This is a genomic window from Streptomyces sp. NPDC127197 (assembly GCF_042672405.1).
Classification (GTDB): domain Bacteria; phylum Actinomycetota; class Actinomycetes; order Streptomycetales; family Streptomycetaceae; genus Streptomyces; species Streptomyces flavusporus.
Window position 1 is genome coordinate 98,887 of sequence record NZ_JBHXVG010000026.1, and the last position, 18,751, is coordinate 117,637.

At 69.9% G+C, this 18,751-nt stretch carries 18 protein-coding genes; 9 read left to right on the plus strand and 9 right to left on the minus strand.

Annotation, left to right across the window (positions count from 1 at the left end; all coding sequences use genetic code 11):
• Positions 1–46 precede the first annotated feature (46 nt).
• Positions 47–565: a SixA phosphatase family protein gene (locus ACFVJQ_RS32215; RefSeq protein WP_385515878.1), complete on the plus strand. Its 519-nt coding sequence runs from the start codon at positions 47–49 to the stop codon at positions 563–565.
• 64 nt (positions 566–629) lie between these two features.
• On the opposite strand, the gene serB is transcribed toward ACFVJQ_RS32215, so the two are convergent.
• Positions 630–1,838 carry a phosphoserine phosphatase SerB gene (gene serB, locus ACFVJQ_RS32220; RefSeq protein WP_224736317.1) on the minus strand — a complete coding sequence of 403 codons (1,209 nt, stop codon included), beginning with the start codon at positions 1,836–1,838 and terminating at the stop codon, positions 630–632.
• A gap of 156 nt (positions 1,839–1,994) precedes the next feature.
• On the minus strand, positions 1,995–3,719 hold the full coding sequence (locus tag ACFVJQ_RS32225) for a streptophobe family protein (protein ID WP_385789108.1): 1,725 nt from the start codon (positions 3,717–3,719) through the stop codon (positions 1,995–1,997).
• A 228-nt stretch (positions 3,720–3,947) separates the two neighbouring features.
• Here ACFVJQ_RS32225 and ACFVJQ_RS32230 point away from each other — a divergent pair, with 228 nt between their 5' ends.
• Entirely contained in the window at positions 3,948–6,479 is a 2,532-nt protein-coding gene (locus tag ACFVJQ_RS32230) for an FHA domain-containing protein (RefSeq protein WP_385789110.1), read from the plus strand.
• Between the two features lie 112 nt (positions 6,480–6,591).
• Here the strand turns inward: ACFVJQ_RS32230 and ACFVJQ_RS32235 are convergent, their stop codons facing one another.
• From ACFVJQ_RS32235 to ACFVJQ_RS32245, 3 genes are all read right to left on the minus strand, one after another.
• On the minus strand, positions 6,592–7,344 hold the full coding sequence (locus ACFVJQ_RS32235; RefSeq protein ID WP_385789112.1) for a transglycosylase SLT domain-containing protein: 753 nt from the start codon (positions 7,342–7,344) through the stop codon (positions 6,592–6,594).
• A gap of 299 nt (positions 7,345–7,643) precedes the next feature.
• Positions 7,644–8,729, minus strand: a complete 1,086-nt coding sequence (locus ACFVJQ_RS32240; RefSeq protein ID WP_385789114.1) for an S-adenosylmethionine:tRNA ribosyltransferase-isomerase — start codon at positions 8,727–8,729, stop codon at positions 7,644–7,646.
• Positions 8,726–9,424, minus strand: a complete 699-nt coding sequence (locus tag ACFVJQ_RS32245; RefSeq protein WP_385789115.1) for an SDR family NAD(P)-dependent oxidoreductase — start codon at positions 9,422–9,424, stop codon at positions 8,726–8,728. Before ACFVJQ_RS32245 ends, ACFVJQ_RS32240 begins: the two co-directional genes overlap by 4 nt.
• Before the next feature lie 224 nt (positions 9,425–9,648).
• On the opposite strand from ACFVJQ_RS32245, the gene ACFVJQ_RS32250 reads away from it, so the two are divergent.
• From ACFVJQ_RS32250 to chpE, 3 genes are all read left to right on the plus strand, one after another.
• Positions 9,649–10,827, plus strand: a complete 1,179-nt coding sequence (locus tag ACFVJQ_RS32250) for a GAF domain-containing sensor histidine kinase (protein ID WP_385789117.1) — start codon at positions 9,649–9,651, stop codon at positions 10,825–10,827.
• On the plus strand, positions 10,820–11,461 hold the full coding sequence (locus tag ACFVJQ_RS32255; protein WP_129797127.1) for a response regulator transcription factor: 642 nt from the start codon (positions 10,820–10,822) through the stop codon (positions 11,459–11,461). The genes ACFVJQ_RS32250 and ACFVJQ_RS32255 overlap by 8 nt, the downstream gene beginning before the upstream one ends.
• Before the next feature lie 160 nt (positions 11,462–11,621).
• Positions 11,622–11,867 (plus strand): chaplin ChpE, encoded by a 246-nt coding sequence (gene chpE, locus ACFVJQ_RS32260; RefSeq protein ID WP_224735870.1) that lies wholly within the window; start codon positions 11,622–11,624, stop codon positions 11,865–11,867.
• A gap of 231 nt (positions 11,868–12,098) precedes the next feature.
• Here the strand turns inward: chpE and ACFVJQ_RS32265 are convergent, their stop codons facing one another.
• Entirely contained in the window at positions 12,099–12,887 is a 789-nt protein-coding gene (locus ACFVJQ_RS32265; protein WP_385515885.1) for a hypothetical protein, read from the minus strand.
• Positions 12,888–13,038: 151 nt separating this feature from the next.
• Between ACFVJQ_RS32265 and ACFVJQ_RS32270 the strand changes: the two genes are divergently transcribed.
• The 3 genes from ACFVJQ_RS32270 (at position 13,039) to ACFVJQ_RS32280 (ending at position 15,455) form a co-directional block, all read left to right on the plus strand.
• A complete protein-coding gene (locus tag ACFVJQ_RS32270) occupies positions 13,039–13,836 on the plus strand; it encodes an ABC transporter ATP-binding protein (protein ID WP_385515886.1) in 798 nt (265 codons plus the stop codon).
• Between the two features lie 93 nt (positions 13,837–13,929).
• Positions 13,930–14,361: an NfeD family protein gene (locus ACFVJQ_RS32275; RefSeq protein ID WP_129797124.1), complete on the plus strand. Its 432-nt coding sequence runs from the start codon at positions 13,930–13,932 to the stop codon at positions 14,359–14,361.
• A 146-nt stretch (positions 14,362–14,507) separates the two neighbouring features.
• Entirely contained in the window at positions 14,508–15,455 is a 948-nt protein-coding gene (locus ACFVJQ_RS32280; RefSeq protein ID WP_224739398.1) for an SPFH domain-containing protein, read from the plus strand.
• Between the two features lie 99 nt (positions 15,456–15,554).
• Here ACFVJQ_RS32280 and ACFVJQ_RS32285 read toward each other — a convergent pair whose 3' ends face one another.
• From ACFVJQ_RS32285 to ACFVJQ_RS32295, 3 genes are all read right to left on the minus strand, one after another.
• Complete coding sequence (locus tag ACFVJQ_RS32285) at positions 15,555–16,061, minus strand: HNH endonuclease (protein WP_385515887.1); 507 nt, start codon at positions 16,059–16,061, stop codon at positions 15,555–15,557.
• Between the two features lie 186 nt (positions 16,062–16,247).
• Positions 16,248–16,787 carry a YbhB/YbcL family Raf kinase inhibitor-like protein gene (locus tag ACFVJQ_RS32290; protein ID WP_385789120.1) on the minus strand — a complete coding sequence of 180 codons (540 nt, stop codon included), beginning with the start codon at positions 16,785–16,787 and terminating at the stop codon, positions 16,248–16,250.
• Positions 16,788–16,827: 40 nt separating this feature from the next.
• The gene (locus ACFVJQ_RS32295) at positions 16,828–17,610 is read right to left on the minus strand and encodes a sporulation protein (RefSeq protein ID WP_385515889.1); all 783 of its coding nucleotides are present in this window, start codon (positions 17,608–17,610) and stop codon (positions 16,828–16,830) included.
• A 138-nt stretch (positions 17,611–17,748) separates the two neighbouring features.
• Between ACFVJQ_RS32295 and ACFVJQ_RS32300 the strand changes: the two genes are divergently transcribed.
• Complete coding sequence (locus tag ACFVJQ_RS32300; protein WP_385789122.1) at positions 17,749–18,399, plus strand: DNA-3-methyladenine glycosylase; 651 nt, start codon at positions 17,749–17,751, stop codon at positions 18,397–18,399.
• Positions 18,400–18,751 lie beyond the last annotated feature (352 nt).

Here is an 18,751-nt window from a genome sequence, read left to right on the forward strand (position 1 = left end):
TCAACTCCCTGCGCCCCATGGCCTGTTTCATGCGAAGCTGGATCTCATGAGCGTCGCAGAACCCCGCAGGATTGTCCTCTTCCGGCATGCGAAAGCCGACTGGCCACAGGTGAACGACCACGAGCGGCCGCTCGCCGAGCGGGGCCGCAAGGACGCCGCCGTCGCCGGACGCAAGCTGGCCGACTCCGGTATCCCCTTCGACCTGGCCCTCTGCTCCACCGCGATCCGGACCCGCGAAACCTGGAAGCTCGCCGTCCACGAGTTCTCGCAGCGGCCGAAAACCGTCTACGAGGAGCGGATCTACGAGGCCTCGCCCGGCGAGCTGATCGCCGTGCTCAACGAAACCCCCGACGACGCGCAGAACGTTCTCCTGATCGGCCACAACCCCGGCGTGCAGGGCCTCGCCGAGGTCCTGGCGGGCTCCGCAGACGAGGACGCCCGGGAGCGGATGAGCCGCCGCGGCTTCCCGGCCGCCGCCTTCGCCGTGCTGACCTTCACCGGCTCCTGGAAGACCCTGGAACCGGGGACGGCCACCCTGGTCGACTACTGGGCGCCGTCCGAGTGATCCCGTCCAGGCGAAGGGCCCCGGCACGCTCGCAGTGCCGGGGCCCTTCCCTACGGCGGTCGGTTCAGTCCTCGTCGTGCGTGTCCGCCGCCTCCACCTCTTCACGGGTCACGCCCAGCAGATACAGGACCGTGTCCAGGAACGGCACGTTCACCGCCGTGTGCGCCGCCTCGCGCACCACCGGCTTGGCATTGAAGGCGACCCCGAGCCCCGCCGCGTTCAACATGTCCAGGTCGTTGGCGCCGTCGCCGATCGCCACGGTCTGCGCCAGCGGAACGCCTGCCTCCGCGGCGAACCGGCGCAACAGCCGCGCCTTGCCCGCCCGGTCCACGATCTCGCCGGTGACCCGGCCGGTCAGCCTGCCGTCGACAATCTCCAGCGTGTTGGCCTGCGCGAAGTCGAGCCCCAGCCGCTCCTTGAGGTCATCGGTGACCTGGGTGAACCCGCCCGAGACAACGCCCACTTGGTACCCGAGCCGCTTCAGCGTCCGGATCAGCGTGCGCGCGCCCGGCGTCAGCCGCACCTCGCTGCGCACCTTGTCCACCACCGACGCGTCCAGCCCCTTGAGCAGCGCCACGCGCGCGTGCAGCGACTGCTCGAAGTCCAGCTCCCCGCGCATCGCGGCCGCCGTCACCTCGGCGACCTCGGCCTCGCAGCCGGCGTGCGCGGCGAAGAGCTCGATCACCTCGTCCTGGATGAGCGTGGAGTCCACGTCCATCACGACCAGGCGCTGAGCGCGCCGGTGCAGGCCCGCAGCGACGACCGCCACGTCCACGCCGAGCGCCGCCGCGTCCGTGACCAGGGCGGTGCGCAGCGGCTCGGTCTCCACGCCGGATACCGCGAACTCGACCGCCGTCACGGGGTACTTGGCGAGCCGGAAGATACGGTCGATGTTGCCGCCGGTCCTGGTGATCCGGCCGGCGATCGCGGCCGTCGCCTCCGCGGTGAGCGGATGCCCCAGCACCGTCACCAGGGACCGGCCGAGGCCGCGCGGCCGGTTGTCGCCGAGGCCGGAGATGATCTCCGCCTGCAACTTCATGGACTCCGCCCAGCTGTGGACGGTGGCCCGCAGATCGCCCTCGAGTCCGCGGGGCGGCTCGGTCACGAGCGCGCACAGCACGATCCGGCCGCGTGTGACGACCTGCTCGATGTCGACCACGTCGACGGAGTAGGCGGCGAGGGTGTCGAAGAGTCCGGCCGTGATGCCCGGCCTGTCCTTGCCGAAGATCTTGACAAGGAGAGTCGGGACGTCAGAGGTCTGCGAAGCGCTCATGGTGTTCCCACCGTAACCGGCACCCCGTGCCTGTCGCCCCTGAGGTCCGCTTAGCGGACACGGAACAGTGGATAACACTGGATGTCGCTCCGGTGGCGTACGCCCGACGGGTCGGCCACGGCCGAGCCACCCGCCGCGGTCGACCCGGCCGGCGGCTCACCGCAGGCCCTTGGGCCGCCCGGGCGGCGGAGGACCGGGCGGCGGAGGCGGCGGCCCCTCCTCGGGCGAGGTGGAAGGTTGCCTCCCGGATGAACCGGACGGCCCGGACGACGGCGGCCCCGGACGCCGCGGAGGCGGATCGAAGGGCCGGGCGACGGTGGGAGCGCCGTACACGTCGTCGCCCCGCGGAGCCCCCTCGGAGGGCCGTACGTCCTCGCGCTCCCGCAGCTCCTCCGGCACCCGCAGATAGGGATTGGTGTCAGGGTTCGGCGGCCGGTACGGCGTACTGGGCGCATACGGCCCCGACGCCCCCGCAGGAACGGGCGCCCCTTGCGCCCCGTCACCGCGTGCCAACGGCGCCGCCTGCCGCCCCGCGGCCCCGGTCGCGTACGCCAGCAGCGCGCCGACGGCACCCGCACCCGCGCCCCACAGGGCGCCGAGCAGCAGCGCCATCCCGAGGTGCCCCTGCAGTTCGACCCCCGCCCCGAACGCATCGAACCCCAGCACGGACAGCGAGGCGTCCAGAGACACCTCCGTCAGCAGGCCGAGCAGCGGCAGCGCCAGCCCGGTCACGACCCCCAGCCGCAGCGCACACCGCCCGGCGAAGCCGAGGGCGCCCTGATCACGTACCGGCGTCCGCACCCCCTGCAAGACGCCCGCCAGCAGCATCATCAACGCCGCCGCCACGCCGAGCAGCCACACCCGCCCGTCCAGCTCGGCCAGCCGCCCCAGCGTGACCGGCTGGTCGGAGTCGACCAGCAGGTCGTCCAGCGGATCCGGCAGAAAACGGGTCAGCGCTCCCGAGGCCTCCCCGTCCCACGGCACGAACAGCCCGAGGGGAATCCCCAGCCACACGCCGTTCGGCGCGCCGAGCAGCGCGGCCCCCGCGATCCGCTTCGGATGGTCGTCGCCGATCGCCGCGTAGGCCGCCGCCGCGAGCCCTGCAGCCACGGCCACCAGCAGCACCGCGACCAGCGCCGACACGGCCGGCCGTACGACCCGGTGCACTGCCTCCCAGCCGTGTGGCAGGGGAGTGCGGCGTGAGGCGAGCAGGGCGATCAGCAGGACCCCGGCCGACCAGCCCAGGCCGCCGAGCAGCGTGGGCGCGGTGTCCACGGTGAACCCGACCGCCGCCTGAGCGTCGATGAGGTCGCCGACCCGGTCGGGCAGCAGCCCGCCGATGTCCCCGACGTCCCCGAGCCCGGGGATCTCGATGCCGCCGGAGCCCGAGCCGCCGGGCAGCTCGTCCAGCCCCAGGGAGCCGCCGTCGATCGTGATGACGTCGTGCCCCGCCCAGGCCAGCCCGCCCAGCGTCGCCACGAACAGAGCGACCACCGCACCCGCGCGCGCGAGGAGTTCGGCCGGTGCGACCACAACTCCCGCCGTACGCAGGGACCGTAAGAAAAACCAGGACAAAAGGAGCGCACCGACCAGGCTCACACCCAGCGGCGTGATCTCGAGGGCCGTCGTGGCCTCGGCGCCTTCCAGTCCGAACGCGGACACATCGCCCGACGGCGTGACCGAACCACCCGCCCCGAGCGCCACGACCGCCGCGGTCATCGGCCCCAGCGAACCGGCCGAGTCCGCCTCCAGCAGATGCAGTCCGAGTGCCGCCGTGCCCGCCATCCCGATCAGCGCCCAGCTCACGGAGGCGATCGCGGACAGCAGGATGTCGACCCACGGCAGCCTCCTGCCGTATTCGTCGGCGTTCTCGACGCTCATGGCAGACCCCCGATCCGCGGCACGGTGTCGCCACCGCGCATGTCCCCCTCGCGTGGGATTACCACTCTCCGGCCCGGTTTCAACCCCGTCAACGGGACGAGTCGTTGCGCCCGTACGCGGTCTTCACAAGGCCCGACTTTCGGTCAAGGGGCCGCTCCTGAAATAGTTCCCCCCGATGTTCGACATCCCTAGACTCCCTGTGATGGGGGTAACTCGGGGGACAACTCAGTGGGGCATGGAGTGCCGGAACTCGTACTGCAAACCAATGGACGAACCTGGACGCTCGAGCCGTCCAGGGCATACACACTCGGACGCGATCCGCAAGGAGACATCGTGTTCGACGACGCCAGGGTCTCCTGGCGGCACGCCACGGTCAGCTTCAACGGCCGCAGTTGGGTCATCGAAGACCATGGCAGCACCAACGGCACGTTCGTGCAGGGGCAGCGGATCCACCAGATGGAGATCGGCCCCGGCTCGTCCGTCAACCTGGGCAACGCGACCGACGGACCACAGCTGAACCTGTCCGGCGCCGCGGCGGCTGTCGCACCCCAGGCGCAGCCCCAGCAGCAGCCGTACGCCGCTCAGGGCGCCAATCCTGGCTGGTCCCAGCAGGCGCCCCAGCAGGTGCCGCAGCAGCAGGCCCCGCAGGCCGGCTGGCAGCAACCGCAGCAGCCCGTCGCGAAGGTGCCGCACCAGCAGGGCCCCGGTGGTGGCGCGGGGGCGCCGCCGGTCTACGGCGACCGCAGCCCGACCACGTTCCACCAGTTCGCGCTCGGCCGCGTCATGCGCATCGGCCGCGCCCTGGAGAACGACCTGGTCGTCTCCGACCTCCAGGTCTCCCGCCACCACGCGGAGTTCCACTCGACGCCCGACGGTCGCATGGAGATCCGCGACCTGGGATCGCACAACGGCACGTACGTCAACGGCCAGCCGATCCCCAAGGGCGGATCCCAACTGCTCGGCCCGACCGACATCGTGGGCGTCGGCCACTCGACGTTCCGGATCGTCGGCGACCGGCTCGAGGAGTTCGTCGACACCGGTGAAGTCAGCTTCTCCGCCCGCCACTTGACCGTCACGGTCGACGGCGGCAAGCAGATCCTCAAGGACGTCTCCTTCGGCGTCCCGGAGAAGTCGCTGATCGCGGTGATCGGCCCGTCCGGCTCCGGCAAGTCGACCCTGCTCAAGGCGCTCACCGGCTACCGGCCCGCCAACCAGGGCGAGGTCCTGTACGACAACCGGAACCTCTACAAGCAGTTCGCCGAGCTGCGCCAGCGCATCGGTCTGGTCCCGCAGGACGACATCCTGCACAAGGAGCTGACCGTCAAGAAGGCCCTCAAGTACGCGGCCAAGCTGCGCTTCCCCGCTGACACCACGGCACAGGAGCGCGAGGCCCGGATCGACGAGGTGCTGCGCGAGCTGAAGCTCGACATCCACAAGGACAAGAAGGTCACGTCCCTGTCCGGCGGCCAGCGCAAGCGTGTCTCGGTCGCCCTGGAGCTGCTCACCAAGCCGTCGCTGATCTTCCTCGACGAGCCGACGTCCGGTCTCGATCCGGGCATGGACCGCGATGTCATGCAGCTGCTGCGCGGCCTCGCCGACGACGGCCGTACGGTCCTCGTCGTCACCCACTCCGTGGCCGAACTGGCACTGTGCGACAAGCTTCTCGTGATGGCGCCGGGCGGCTCGGTCGCCTACTTCGGCCCGCCCGAGGAGGCGCTGAACTTCTTCGGCTACGACACCTGGGCCGACGTCTTCTCCGCCTTCGAGAACTACCGCGACTACGACTGGGCGGGCCGCTGGAAGGGCTCGCAGCACTACCAGATGTACGCCGCGGACATCGACGCCGTAGCCGCACAGTCCGTACAGATGCCGCCGATGCAGGCGATGAAACCGCCGAAGCCGCAGGGCTGGATGTCCCAGTTCGTCACCCTGGTGCGCCGCTACGTCTCGGTGATCGCCTCCGACCGCGGCTTCCTGGCGCTGATGCTGATCCTGCCGGCCGTGCTCGGCGCGGTGAGCCTGCTCATCGACCCGGACAACGGCCTGCTGCCCAACCCGGCCAACCCGCAGACCGGGCGCATCATCCCGAACGGGACGGCCACCACGGTCCTGCTGATCCTCGCGGTCGGCGCCTGCTTCGCCGGCGCCGCCAACTCCGTCCGCGAGCTGATCAAGGAACGGGTGATCTACGAGCGGGAGCGCGCGACCGGCCTGTCCCGGTCCGCGTACCTCATGTCCAAGGTGTTCGTGCTGGGCATGATCACGGTGCTGCAGGGCCTGCTGGTCGGCGTCATCGGCTTCTCCAGCCGGGAGCTCCCGGAGGAGGGCCTGGTCCTCGGCGGGCTCACGCTCGTCGAGCTCTCCCTGCCGATCATGGCGCTGGGCTTCACCTCGATGATGTTCGGTCTGATCATCTCGTCCCTGGTGAAGACGGCCGAGAAGACCATGCCGCTGCTGGTCATGTTCGCGATCATCCAGGTCGTCTTCACGGGCTGCCTCTTCGCCCTGAACGGCACGGTCGGCGTCAACCAGTTCTCGTACCTGATGCCGTCCCGCTGGGCGGTCGCCGCCGCGGGTGCCACGCTGGACTTCAACAAGATCAGCCCGCCCGAGGAGGGCGCCGACAACGACCCGCTGTGGGAGCACTCCGTCGGCACCTGGGGCATGGACATGGCCGCCCTGCTCGCCCTCGGGGTGATCTGCGGCTTCTTCGTGGCCCGCTTCCTGCGCCGCCACGAGCCCGAGGTCATGCGCAAGTAGGCGCGGGCAAGGAGTTCGTACGAAGCCGAAGGGCGGCACCCGGTCAGGAGGGGTGCCGCCCTTCGGCGTGCGCGACCGGAGGTCCGCGCCGGCCTCGGTCCGCGCGGTTTCGTCAGTACGCGCCGAAGACGTTGTCGATCGAGCCGTACTTGTCGGCCGCGTAGTTGGCGGCGGCGGTGATGTTGGCGACCGGGTCGTAGATGTTCCAGGACGTGCCGGGGACGTGGTACGCCTTGAAGGTCGGCGGGATCACCTGGAGCAGGCCCTTGGACGGGACACCGTTGACGGCGTTGATGTCCCAGTTGTTGATGGCGTTCGGGTTGCCCGAGGACTCCCGCATGATGTTGCGGTGCAGACCGTTGTAGGAGCCCGGGATGCCCTTGCTCTTCATGATGTCCAGCGACTGCCGGATCCAGCCGTCGAGGTTGTTGGCGTAGGTCGCCTTCGCGGCGACCTGCTGGACCTGGACGCGCTGCGCGGACCGGCTCGCGGCCTCCTTCGCCTGACGCACCAGCTCCGCCTTCCGCTCGGCGGCGGCCTTCTTCGCGGCGGCGGCCTGGGCGGCGGCGGCCTTCTTCTTGGCGGCGGCTTCGACGGCGGCCTTCTTCTTCGCCTCGATCGCCTCGACCTTCACGCTGGCAACCGCCAGCTGGTCGGTGACGCTGGCCCTGACGTCCTTGACCCGCTCGGAGCTGTAGGTCACCGGGGCCGCGGAGGCGGCGTCGATCGTGGTCGTCTGCCCGCCCGAGGGAACCGCCGAGAACGCGAGGCTGACGGCGCCGAGCGTGGCGACACCGACGAGGGCGATCTTGTGGTTCTTGGCCAGCGCGCGACCACGGTCGCGAAGCTTGGTGTTCTTGGGCATGGCTGATGGACCTCTTCGAGTAGCGCGGAGGTCGCTCTACGTCCAGCGGGGGAATCGGCTCTTCCCGCACGAACGCCGCGGGCCGAAACCCACGGCGCTGAGCGACGGCAGCCATTGTTAGCGGCCGCAAAATTCCCAGGCAAAGGTGTGACGTACTACCCCGGATAGTAGAGATGGAAATGACAAAACGGGACAGATTGGACCATCTGTCCCGCTCGGCACGAGGGGGTTTATCTCCTATGCGTCTTCGTACGTGATCTGCACCCTATGTGCGGGCTCACATGGACCGCGCGACAGTCTCACCCACAGTTGCGCGAGTAATGCTCTGCGTGAGCCCCTTCCGCCGGAAGCAGGAGATGCACGTCCCCGAACTCGTGCCACAGGTAGCGCCCGCGCAGGGCCTCCTCGTACCCGCGGTCGATCGCCGCCCGCCCCGCGACCGCCTCCAGCATCAGCAGATGCGAGGCCTCCGGCTCGTGCAGCCCCGTCAGCAGCCCGTCCACCACCCGCACCCCGCGCTCCGGGGTGACGACGAGATCCGTCCACCCTTCCCGCCCGCGTACGACGCCGTCGGCTCCGGCCGCCGACTCCACGGCCCGCACGGCCGTCGTACCGACCGCGATCACCCGTCCGTCCCCCGCCCGTACCGCGTTGATCAGCCGCGCCGACGCCTCAGACACCCTGAAACGCTCCGGATACGGCGGCTCGTGTGCCTCCGCCGACGCCACCCCCGTGTGCAGCGTCACAGGCGCGAACTGCACACCTCGGCTCACCAGCTCCGTCACCATCCGCACCGTGAAGGGCCGCGCCGCACTCGGCATCTCCGCACTGCCCGCCCCGTCGGCCGACGGCAGCGCGAACACCGTCTGGTAGACGGACAACGGCTGGTCCCGCTCCGTATAGGAGTACCGAATCGGCCGCCCGTGCTCCCGCAGCATCCCAAGGACCCCCGCCCCGGACGGCCGTGCCCACCACAGCCGCTCGCCCCGTGCACTGAGCGGCTCCTCCACCACCAGCCGCACGCCCCCGGGCAGCCGCACCTCTGTCCCCGCAAGGCAGCCCGCACGCGCGCGCGTGGTGCCCTTCCCGTCCGGATCCCGCAGCTCGACCGCCCACCGCCCGTCGTCCCCGCGCGTCGAGAAATGCACCACCACGCGCGCGTGCCCGATCCGCCCGTCCACCGCGGCGGCCAGGGTCGGCGATGTGTTGACGACCAGCAGATCCCCCGCCCGCAGCAACCGCGGCAGCTCCACGAACGCGTGATGCGACACCTCCGCGCCCCGCGACACCAGCAGGCGGACGGCGTCCCGGTCCAGCCCCGGCCCCCGCTGCTCCACCGGCACCCGCGCGGACAACTCCTCCGGCACCTGGAGGGCCGGCGTCATCGATCCCCCTCCAGCAGCGCCGGCGCACCGTAGCGGCCGCTCACCGGTCGCTCGTCCAGCAGCCGCAGGAACGCCGGCACCACACCGGCGGGCTCCGGCCGCGGATCACCGTCGTCCGGTACGGCCGCCGCGTACAGGTCCGTGGCCATGTCACCGGGGTCGACCGCCCAGACCCGCAGCCCCGGCTCCTCCACGGCCAGCACCGCTGCGAGATGGTCCAGAGCCGCCTTGGACACCCCGTAGCCGCCCCACGTCTCGTACGCTTCGGCGGCCGCGTCCGAGCTGACCGCGATCACCGCCCCCGCCTCGGCCGCCTTCAGCAGCGGCAGCGCCTCCTGCACCAGACCCAGCGCGGCCACCAGGTTCACCTCCAGCGCCCGCCGCAGCCCGTCCAGCGGCAGCTCCCGCAGCCGTACGAGCGGCTCGGCGCCCAGCGCGCTCGCGTTGCTCACCAGCAGATCGACGCCGCCCAGCTTCCAGGCCGCCGCGACCAGCGCGGCCCGGTGCCCGGCGTCCGTGACATCGCCGGGCAGGGCCTCCACCCGGGTCCCGTACTCCGCGAGCGCCGCAGCCGTCTCCCGCAGCGCCTCGGCCCCACGGGCGTCCAGCACCAGATCCCAGCCGCGGCCGGCCAGCGCCTCGGCGAGCGCCCGCCCCAGCCCCTTCGAGGCCCCCGTGATGATTGCTACTGGCACGACCCACGTCCCCTCGTCCTCGACGCCGCTCGATCGGCGTGCCCTCAACGTAGGAACCGGGCCGCCCGCCCCGCCTCGGCCGCGGGCCGCAATCGGCCGGGGCCCTTCGACCTAATCCATCCGGCCACAACCTTGGTCCTAGGCCGGTCCTAGGCCCACCGGCCCAGGCGGCTGCCGTCACCGGTCCGATCCGCGGTGTCACAGCCCGCCGGTACCGTGAGGACATGAGTCACGGCCCCCGGTCCGGCCTCGCCGCGGTGAGCTCCGCGCTGCTGGCCATGAGCAGGCACCTCGAGGTGCGCGACGTCCTCAAGACGATCGTCGCCTCGGCCCGCGAGCTGCTCGACGCGCAGTACGCCGCGCTCGGCGTCCCGGACGACCACGGCGGGTTCGCGCAGTTCGTGGTCGACGGGGTCAGTGACGACCAGTGGCGGGCCATCGGCCCCCTCCCGCGCCAGCACGGCATCCTCGCCGCGATGCTCCACGACGCGAAGCCGCAGCGCCTCGGCGACGTCCGTACCGATCCGCGCTTCGAGGGCTGGCCCTCGGCCCATCCCGAGCTGTCCGACTTCCTGGGCCTGCCCATCCGAGACGGCGACGAGGTCATCGGCGCACTGTTCCTGGCGAACAAGCTGCATTCTGTGGGGGAAGACCCCCCACACCCCCCGAGCTCCAAGCCGCAAGGCGGCTGCGGCTTCACCTCGGACGACGAGGAACTGCTGGCCATCCTCGCCCAGCACGCCGCGATCGCCCTGACCAACGCCCGCCTCTACGAACGCAGCCGCGAGCTGACCATCGCCGAGGAGCGCTCCCGCCTCGCCCACGAACTGCACGACGCGGTCAGCCAGAAACTGTTCTCCCTGCGCCTGACGGCACAGGCCGCTGCGGCCCTCGTCGACCGCGACCCGGCCCGCGCCAAGGGCGAACTGCAACAGGTGGCCGCACTCGCCGCCGAGGCCGCCGACGAACTGCGCGCCGCCGTCGTCGAACTGCGCCCCGCAGCCCTCGACGAGGACGGCCTCGTCGCCACCCTCCGCACCCAGATCCAGGTCCTCGACCGCGCCCACACCGCGCACGTGACCTTCACCGGCCGAGGCGTGCGCGCCCTGCCCGCCGCCCAGGAGGAAGCCATGCTGCGGGTCGCCCAGGAGGCCCTGCACAACGCCCTGCGGCACTCCGGGGCCGACCGGGTCGACGTGACCCTGGAGAGGCGCGGCAGCGGTGCCGTCCTGCGGGTCACGGACGACGGCAGCGGCTTTGAACCCCGCACGGTGCGCCGGGCGGGACGCCACCTCGGTCTGGTCTCCATGCGGGACCGGGCGAGCGGCGTCGGTGGCACGCTCACTGTGGAATCGGCGCCCGGAAAGGGCACCACCATCGAGATGGAGGTCCCCGGTGGCTGAAGCGATCAAGGTGCTGCTCGTCGACGACCACCAGGTGGTCCGCCGGGGCCTGCGCACCTTTCTCGAGGTGCAGGACGACATCGAGGTGGTGGGCGAGGCAGCCGACGGCGCCGAGGGTGTCGCCCGAGCCGAGGAGCTCAAGCCCGACATCGTCCTCATGGATGTCAAGATGCCCGGCATGGACGGCGTCGAGGCGCTGCGCAGACTCCGTGAGCTGGACAACCCCGCGCGCGTGCTGATCGTCACGAGCTTCACCGAGCAGCGCACGGTGGTCCCGGCCCTGCGCGCGGGCGCCGCCGGGTATGTGTACAAGGACGTCGATCCCGACGCGCTGGCCGGCGCCATCCGCTCGGTGCACGCCGGGCACGTCCTGCTCCAGCCCGAGGTGGCAGGTGCCCTGCTGTCCCAGGAGGAGGCCAACTCCGGCCCGGGCCGGGCGGGTTCGCTCACCGAGCGGGAACGCGAGGTGCTCGGCCTGATAGCCGACGGCCGTTCCAACCGCGAGATCGCCCGCGCGCTGGTGCTGTCCGAGAAGACGGTGAAGACCCATGTCTCGAACATCCTGATGAAGCTCGACCTGGCGGACCGCACCCAGGCTGCACTGTGGGCCGTACGCCATGGGGTGACCGGCTGATCAGTACGCCCATCCGGCAATACGGAGGGTTCCGCTCCGGGCTGAGATTCATACCGTCGTGGGAATGTCCTCCGAATGGCGCATCCTTCGTCGGTCTCCGCCGTTCTTCAGTGCGTGCTGCGGCGACTGGCCGCGGCGATCGCATCAGAAGGGCTCAGAAGTGAAGAACCTGAAGAAGGCAGCGGCCGTGACGATGGTGGCCGGGGGGCTCATGGCTGCCGGTGCCGGGATGGCTTCCGCCACCGACGGCGCAACGGCCGACGGCAAGGCCGTGGGCTCGCCGGGTGTCCTCTCGGGCAACGTCGTCCAGGCCCCGGTGCACGTCCCGGTGAACGCGGTCGGCAACAGCGTGAACGTCATCGGCGTGCTGAACCCGGCCTTCGGCAACCTGGGCATCAACCGCTGACGTCCACAGCAAAGCCGCAGTGACCTCCGGCCTCCCGGGTTCCCTCCGGGAGGCCGGTCAGTTTTGCCGCGTCAGGCCGCGGGCAGTCGTGCTGCCCAGGGCGATGGGGGTCCCCCCGCTCGAGCGAAGCCGAGAGTGGGGGAGGGTGGGCGCGGGCGGCACCCCGTAAGCGCCGGGCTGCGCGGCCCACCCCCGCCCCGCACCCACACCGGTCACCACAGCAACCGACCCTCACCTCACGCCCCGTTCCCGCTCCTCGACAACGGAGTTGTACGCAGCAACTTGTGCCCGCCGGGCCACCCGCTCCACCGGCCGCAACGCCTCAGACCGCGCCGCCATCTCAGACGCACTCACCGCACCTCCATGCCCGTTCTCGTACGCCACCGAGATCAGCATCCCCACCCGCTGCGCAAGCTCCAGCACCCGCACCGCCCGCCCCGGATACCCCGGAGCCAACACCTCCCGCCCCCGCTCGGCCCGCGCCCGATACGCATCGACCGCCGCCTCCGCCACCGGCCCCGACCCGGCCACGTCCAGCCGCGTCAGCACCTCGGTCGCTTCCCGCAGCGCCTCCGCCAGCTCCCGCTCCGCCTCCCCGAGCGACGGCACATCGGCCGGTGGCGCCTCCCGCACCGGCAGTACATGCCACACGACCTCGACATGGACATCACCGTCGGGCCCGGCCTCGTACACCTCCGGCACCAGCCCGAGCGCACCGCCGTGGCAGATCACCGCCTCCTCGGCGTCCAGCGCCCGCGCATTGAACTCCGGCGGCCCGCTCAGCCCCAGCGGATGCCCCGGCGCCGGCAGTGCGACCCGCAGCCCGGTCACCCCGAGCGCCCGCAGCCGCCCCAGCGCCAGAGTGAGCCCGACCGGTGCCGACTCACCCGGCAGCCCCTCCACCCGGTGCACGGCATCGTCCCCGACGATGGCGAGCACGGCGTCGTCCGGCGAAACAAGTCCGGCAAGAAGGGCATTTCCCCAAGCGGCAAGACGTCCAGAGCGCGGTTCCGAAAGCATGCCTCCACCCTAAGTACCGGACCGATGGAATGGACCGGCCGACCGGTGGCGTAGATTTCCTTGAGGGCTGCGCCCACCGGCGCGGCGGACCGAGCCACAGGCGTACGCGACAGCCGAGACCGGCCACACTGCAAGGGGAGACAACGCGCTCATGAGCGATGTTCTGGAGCTTCAGGACGTATCCGTGGTCCGCGAGGGCCGGGCTCTGGTGGACCAGGTCTCCTGGTCGGTGAAGGAGGGCGAGCGCTGGGTCATCCTCGGCCCCAACGGCGCCGGCAAGACCACCCTCCTCAACATCGCCTCGAGCTACCTCTACCCCAGCAAGGGCACCGCCACCATCCTCGGCGAAACCCTCGGCACCCCCGGCACCGACGTCTTCGAACTGCGCCCCCGCATCGGCATGGCCGGCATCGCCATGGCCGACAAGCTCCCCAAGCGCCAGACCGTCCTGGAGACCGTGCTGACGGCCGCGTACGGCATGACGGCCCACTGGCACGAGGACTACGACGAGATCGACGAGCAGCGCGCCCGCGCGTTCCTGGACCGCCTCGGCATGTCCGACTTCCTGGACCGAAAGTTCGGCACCCTCTCCGAGGGCGAGCGCAAGCGCACCCTCATCGCCCGTGCCCTGATGACCGACCCCGAGCTGCTCCTCCTCGACGAGCCCGCCGCCGGCCTCGACCTCGGCGGCCGCGAGGACCTCGTACGCCGTCTCGGCCGCCTCGCCCGTGACCCGATCGCCCCCTCGATGCTCATGGTCACCCACCACGTGGAGGAGATCGCCCCCGGCTTCACCCACGTCCTCATGATCCGCCAGGGCAAGGTCCTCGCCGCCGGCCCCCTCGAGCTCGAGCTCACCTCCCGCAACCTCTCCCTCTGCTTCGGCCTCCCGCTCGTCGTCGAGCAGGTCGGCGACCGCTGGACCGCCCAGGGCCTCCCGCTGTCCTGAGCCGGTGAAGTACCCGCAAAAAGACGGGTAAGAAGCACCTCCCAACCTGATCGCGCCCTGTCCGCGCACGTTCCGCGGTCCTACCATGACCGTGTGGAAATCGACGCGTGGCTGTGGTGGCTGATCGGAGCGGCAGGGCTCGGCATAGGACTCGTGATCACCGCGATGCCCGAACTGGGCATGCTCGCGGTGGGCGCCATCGCGGCCTCGGTGACCGCCGGCATCTTCGGCGGTGACGCCGTCTTCCAAGTCGTGGTCTTCGCCGTCGTCTCGACGGCCCTCATCGCGGTGGTACGGCCCATCGCCAACCGGCACCGCGCACAACGCCCCCAACTCGCCACCGGCGTAGAGGCGTTGAAAGGCCGACAAGCCGTCGTGCTGGAGCGCGTCGACGGCTCCGGCGGACGCATCAAGCTGGCCGGTGAAGTCTGGTCGGCACGCTCCCTCGACGCCGACCGCACCTTCGAGGCAGGCCAGGAAGTGGACGTGGTGGACATCGAGGGTGCCACGGCGATCGTCATGTGACCTCGCACGACGCAAGGTGACCGAACACCGCACGAGCTGCGCGACGGTCTGTCAGACTCGACCAGCAAGATCTTCAACAGCCATAAGATCTGCACCATAAGAACTGCCGAAAGCGCCGAGGCGGAAGAAGGGTACGGGGAACGACGATGGAACCGGTCATCATCGTCCTGATCATTCTGGTGGTGTTGGTCTTCATCGCCCTGATCAAGACGATCCAAGTCATCCCGCAGGCCAGCGCCGCCATCGTGGAGCGCTTCGGCCGCTACACGCGGACGCTGAACGCGGGCCTCAACATCGTCGTCCCCTTCATCGACACCATCCGCAACCGCATCGACCTGCGCGAACAGGTCGTCCCGTTCCCGCCGCAGCCGGTGATCACCCAGGACAACCTGGTGGTCAACATCGACACCGTCATCTACTACCAGGTCACCGACGCCCGCGCCGCCACCTACGAAGTCGCCAGCTACATCCAGGCGATCGAGCAGCTCACCGTCACCACACTGCGCAACATCATCGGCGGCATGGACCTGGAACGCACCCTCACCTCACGCGAGGAGATCAACGCAGCCCTGCGCGGCGTCCTCGACGAGGCCACCGGCAAGTGGGGCATCCGCGTCAACCGCGTCGAGCTCAAGGCGATCGAACCACCCACCTCCATCCAGGACTCGATGGAGAAGCAGATGCGCGCCGACCGTGACAAGCGCGCCGCGATCCTCCAGGCCGAAGGTGTCCGGCAGTCCGAAATCCTGCGCGCCGAGGGTGAGAAGCAGTCCCAGATCCTGCGCGCCGAAGGTGAGGCCAAGGCCGCCGCACTGCGCGCCGAGGGCGAGGCCCAAGCCGTCCGTACGGTCTTCGAGGCGATCCACGCCGGCGACCCCGACCAGAAGCTGCTCTCCTACCAGTACCTCCAGATGCTCCCGAAAATCGCCGAGGGCGACGCCAACAAGCTCTGGATCGTCCCCAGCGAAATCGGCGACGCCCTCAAGGGCCTCTCCGGCGCCATGGGCAACTTCGCCCCGAACGCAGGAGGTTCGGGCTCCTCGGGCAACGCAGGCGCAGGCACCGAGCGCCGCGAGAAGCCGTCGATCGACTGACATTCGCCCTACAACGAACAGTTCCCCGCACACCCAAGGGGCGCGGGGAACTGCGCGACCAGCCACAACCAACCCGCAGCCGACGAACTACCGCAGCCCTCAAGCTGCAGACTGCGCCAGCCACTGAGGCAACGCCTCGAAGTCATCCTGCGCCAAAGCCAAGAGCATCGCATCCGTCGGCGTCGGCTCAAACGGCTCCCGCAGCAACGGCATCCCCGCCTCCTCCGGCGTCCGATTCGCCTTCCGGTGGTTGTCCTCCGCGCACGAGGCGACCGTATTCAGCCAAGTGTCCTGACCACCCTGCGACCGCGGCACCACGTGGTCCACGGTCGTCGCCCGCCGGCCGCAGTACGCGCACCTGTGCCGGTCCCGCACCAGGACACCCCGCCTCGACCACGGCGCTTGTCTTCGGAACGGCACCCGGACATACCTGCACAACCTGATCACCCGGGGTGCCGGTATGTCGACCGCGGCTCCGCGCATACGCAGTTCGGGGTGGGCCTGCTCGACGACGGCCTTGTCCTGAAGCACCAGAACGACGGCTCGGTTCAACGTCACCGTCGACAGCGGCTCGAAGCTCGCGTTCAGAACCAGCGTGTCCCGCATAACCAGCCCACCTCCCGTGTGCACCGGCCCACCCCATGGCGGGCTGGGATCAACTCTGGCCGTGCACGCCGAGATGGACAACGCAATATCTGCTGCTCCACAGGGGTGTCCCCGTGACCCCCGGCAACAAAAATGCCCGCCTCTGATCACGTCCAAGACCAGAGGCGGGCAAACGTTCGGTGAACGTCAGGGTTTGGCGGGCACCTCGTACTCACCGATCAGCTGGGCGCGCGCCAGCGTGTGGAACCGCAGGTTGAAGCCCACGAAAGCCGGGCTGGCGTCCGCGTCCGCACCGAGCTTCTCCTGGTCCACGGCGTACACCGTGAACACATACCGGTGCGGCCCGTCCCCGGGCGGCGGCGCGGCACCGCCGAAGTCCTTCGTGCCGTAGTCGTTGCGCGCCTGTACGGCACCCTCCGGCAGCCCCTCGAACTTCCCGCTGCCCGCACCCGCCGGCAGCTCCGTCACCGACACCGGGATGTCGAACACGACCCAGTGCCAGAAGCCGCTCCCCGTCGGGGCGTCCGGGTCGTAGCAGGTCACGGCGAAACTCTTGGTCTCGGGCGGGAAGCCCTCCCACCGCAGGTGCGGTGACGTGTTGCCGGCCGCGTAGACCTGAGCGTCCTTGAGCGTCGCGCCTTCCTCGACGTCCTCACTCGTGACCGTGAACGACGGCACGGGCGGATGGAAGTCGTGGGGGAGCGGCCGCCTCTTGAGCTCGGTCACCTCGGTACCTCCTGATCGGATGGTTCAGTGGGCTTCGAGCCTAGAACCAGTTGCGCTTGCTGCCGACCTCGGACAGCCACTGGTTGAGATACGCCACCCAGTCGGTGCCCTGGTAGTCGTGCAACCCCACCTGGAACGACCGGAAGGTGTCGCTGCCCTCGCTGAACAGCCCCGGCTTCTTGTCCATCTCGAGCACGACATCCATGGTCTGCTCGTCGGCCACGAAGCTCAACTCCACCTGGTTCAGCCCGCGGTACTGCTGCGGCGGAAGGAACTCGATCTCCTGGTAGAACGGCAGCTTCTGGCGCGTACCCCGGATGTGCCCGCGCTCCATGTCCGCGTTCTTGAAACGGAAGCCCAGCTGGATGAAGGCGTCGAGAATCGCCTTCTGCGCCGGCAGCGGATGCACGTTGATCGGGTCCAGGTCACCGGAGTCCACCGCACGCGCGATCTCCAGCTCGGTCGTCACACCGATGTGCATGCCACGCAGCGGCTGACCGTCGATCATCGTGATCGGCGTCTCCCAGGGGATGTCCAGCCCGAACGGCACCGCGTGCACGGCGTTCGCCTGCAGCTCGAAGGCACCGCCCAGCCGTACCTTCGTGAACTCGATGTCCTGCTTGTACTCGGTGTCCTGACCCTCGACCTCGACCTTGGCCTGCAGACCGACCGACAGCGCCTCGATCTGCTGACTGACGGATCCGCCCTGGATCCGCACCTCACCCTGGACGACACCGCCCGGAACCACGTTGACCTCGGTCAGCACCGTCTCGACCGAAGCGCCGCCGGCCCCCAGACTCGCGAGCAGCTTCTTGAACGCCATGTCTCTCCCTCGTTCACTAACGTCTCTGATCACTACAAACGCGATCCGGCCGCGACCGGTTCCGCGCCCCACCCTGGCAAGGCGAACGTCCCCTGACCACCCTGCTGCACCCAGCCGCCTGCACTACCCTCGGACGGCATGATCGCGACCCCCGACCGTACGCCCCTGCCCCGGAGCTTCTTCGACCGGCCCGTACTGGACGTGGCCCCCGACCTCCTCGGCCGCTTCCTCGTGCGTACGACCCCGGACGGTCCGATCACCCTGCGCCTGACGGAGGTCGAGGCCTACGACGGCCCGAACGACCCCGGCTCCCACGCCTATCGTGGCCACACGGCCCGCAACGACGTGATGTTCGGTCCGCCCGGCCATGTGTACGTCTACTTCACCTACGGCATGTGGCACTGCATGAACCTGGTGTGCGGCCCGGACGGACAGGCGAGCGCCGTCCTGCTCCGCGCCGGCGAGATCATCGAGGGCGCCGAGCTGGCCCGCAGACGTCGACTCTCGGCCCGAAACGACAAGGAACTGGCCAAAGGTCCCGCCCGGCTGGCCACGGCTCTGGACGTGGGCCGCGCCCTGGACGGCACGGACGCGTGCGCCTCCGGCGAGACACCACTGAGGGTGCTCGCCGGTACCCCGGTCACCCCTGACCAGGTGCGTAATGGTCCCCGGACCGGCGTGGCCGGCGACGGTGGCAACGGGGACGTCCACCCCTGGCGCTTCTGGATCGCCAACGACCCCACGGTGAGCCCCTATCGAGCCCACGTCCCGAGGCGCCGCCGAAGTTGACTCGGCCCTCGAAGGTGCGTAACGTAGCCCGAGCCGCTGAACCGGGTACTGCGATTGTCAGCAGCCGGAGCGGCCAACCCACTACCTACGAGAACCCCTCAGCGGGGTCGATTCCGGTGTGCCTGCATGCCTGAATTCGAACCCGCAGAACCCCGATTATGAATCGGGTGGGGGAATCGGCTAACGTAGTGAATGTCGAAAGGCCGACGAGCGAAAGCCCACAGGCCCGAGACAAATCCCGCCGACCGGGAATCGGATCGAGAAAAGATCTGATAGAGTCGGAAACGCAAGACCGAAGGGAAGCGCCCGGAGGAAAGCCCGAGAGGGTGAGTACGAAGGAAGCGTCCGTTCC

Bases quoted from the DNA above. Each gene is read 5' to 3' on its own strand.
- ACFVJQ_RS32215 (WP_385515878.1), top strand. From the start codon at position 47: ATGAGCGTCGCAGAACCCCGCAGGATTGTCCTCTTCCGGCATGCGAAA.
- serB (WP_224736317.1), bottom strand. From the start codon at position 1,838: ATGAGCGCTTCGCAGACCTCTGACGTCCCGACTCTCCTTGTCAAGATC.
- ACFVJQ_RS32225 (WP_385789108.1), bottom strand. From the start codon at position 3,719: ATGAGCGTCGAGAACGCCGACGAATACGGCAGGAGGCTGCCGTGGGTC.
- ACFVJQ_RS32235 (WP_385789112.1), bottom strand. From the start codon at position 7,344: ATGCCCAAGAACACCAAGCTTCGCGACCGTGGTCGCGCGCTGGCCAAG.
- ACFVJQ_RS32240 (WP_385789114.1), bottom strand. From the start codon at position 8,729: ATGACGCCGGCCCTCCAGGTGCCGGAGGAGTTGTCCGCGCGGGTGCCG.
- ACFVJQ_RS32250 (WP_385789117.1), top strand. From the start codon at position 9,649: ATGAGTCACGGCCCCCGGTCCGGCCTCGCCGCGGTGAGCTCCGCGCTG.
- ACFVJQ_RS32265 (WP_385515885.1), bottom strand. From the start codon at position 12,887: ATGCTTTCGGAACCGCGCTCTGGACGTCTTGCCGCTTGGGGAAATGCC.
- ACFVJQ_RS32270 (WP_385515886.1), top strand. From the start codon at position 13,039: ATGAGCGATGTTCTGGAGCTTCAGGACGTATCCGTGGTCCGCGAGGGC.
- ACFVJQ_RS32280 (WP_224739398.1), top strand. From the start codon at position 14,508: ATGGAACCGGTCATCATCGTCCTGATCATTCTGGTGGTGTTGGTCTTC.
- ACFVJQ_RS32285 (WP_385515887.1), bottom strand. From the start codon at position 16,061: ATGCGGGACACGCTGGTTCTGAACGCGAGCTTCGAGCCGCTGTCGACG.
- ACFVJQ_RS32295 (WP_385515889.1), bottom strand. From the start codon at position 17,610: ATGGCGTTCAAGAAGCTGCTCGCGAGTCTGGGGGCCGGCGGCGCTTCG.
- ACFVJQ_RS32300 (WP_385789122.1), top strand. From the start codon at position 17,749: ATGATCGCGACCCCCGACCGTACGCCCCTGCCCCGGAGCTTCTTCGAC.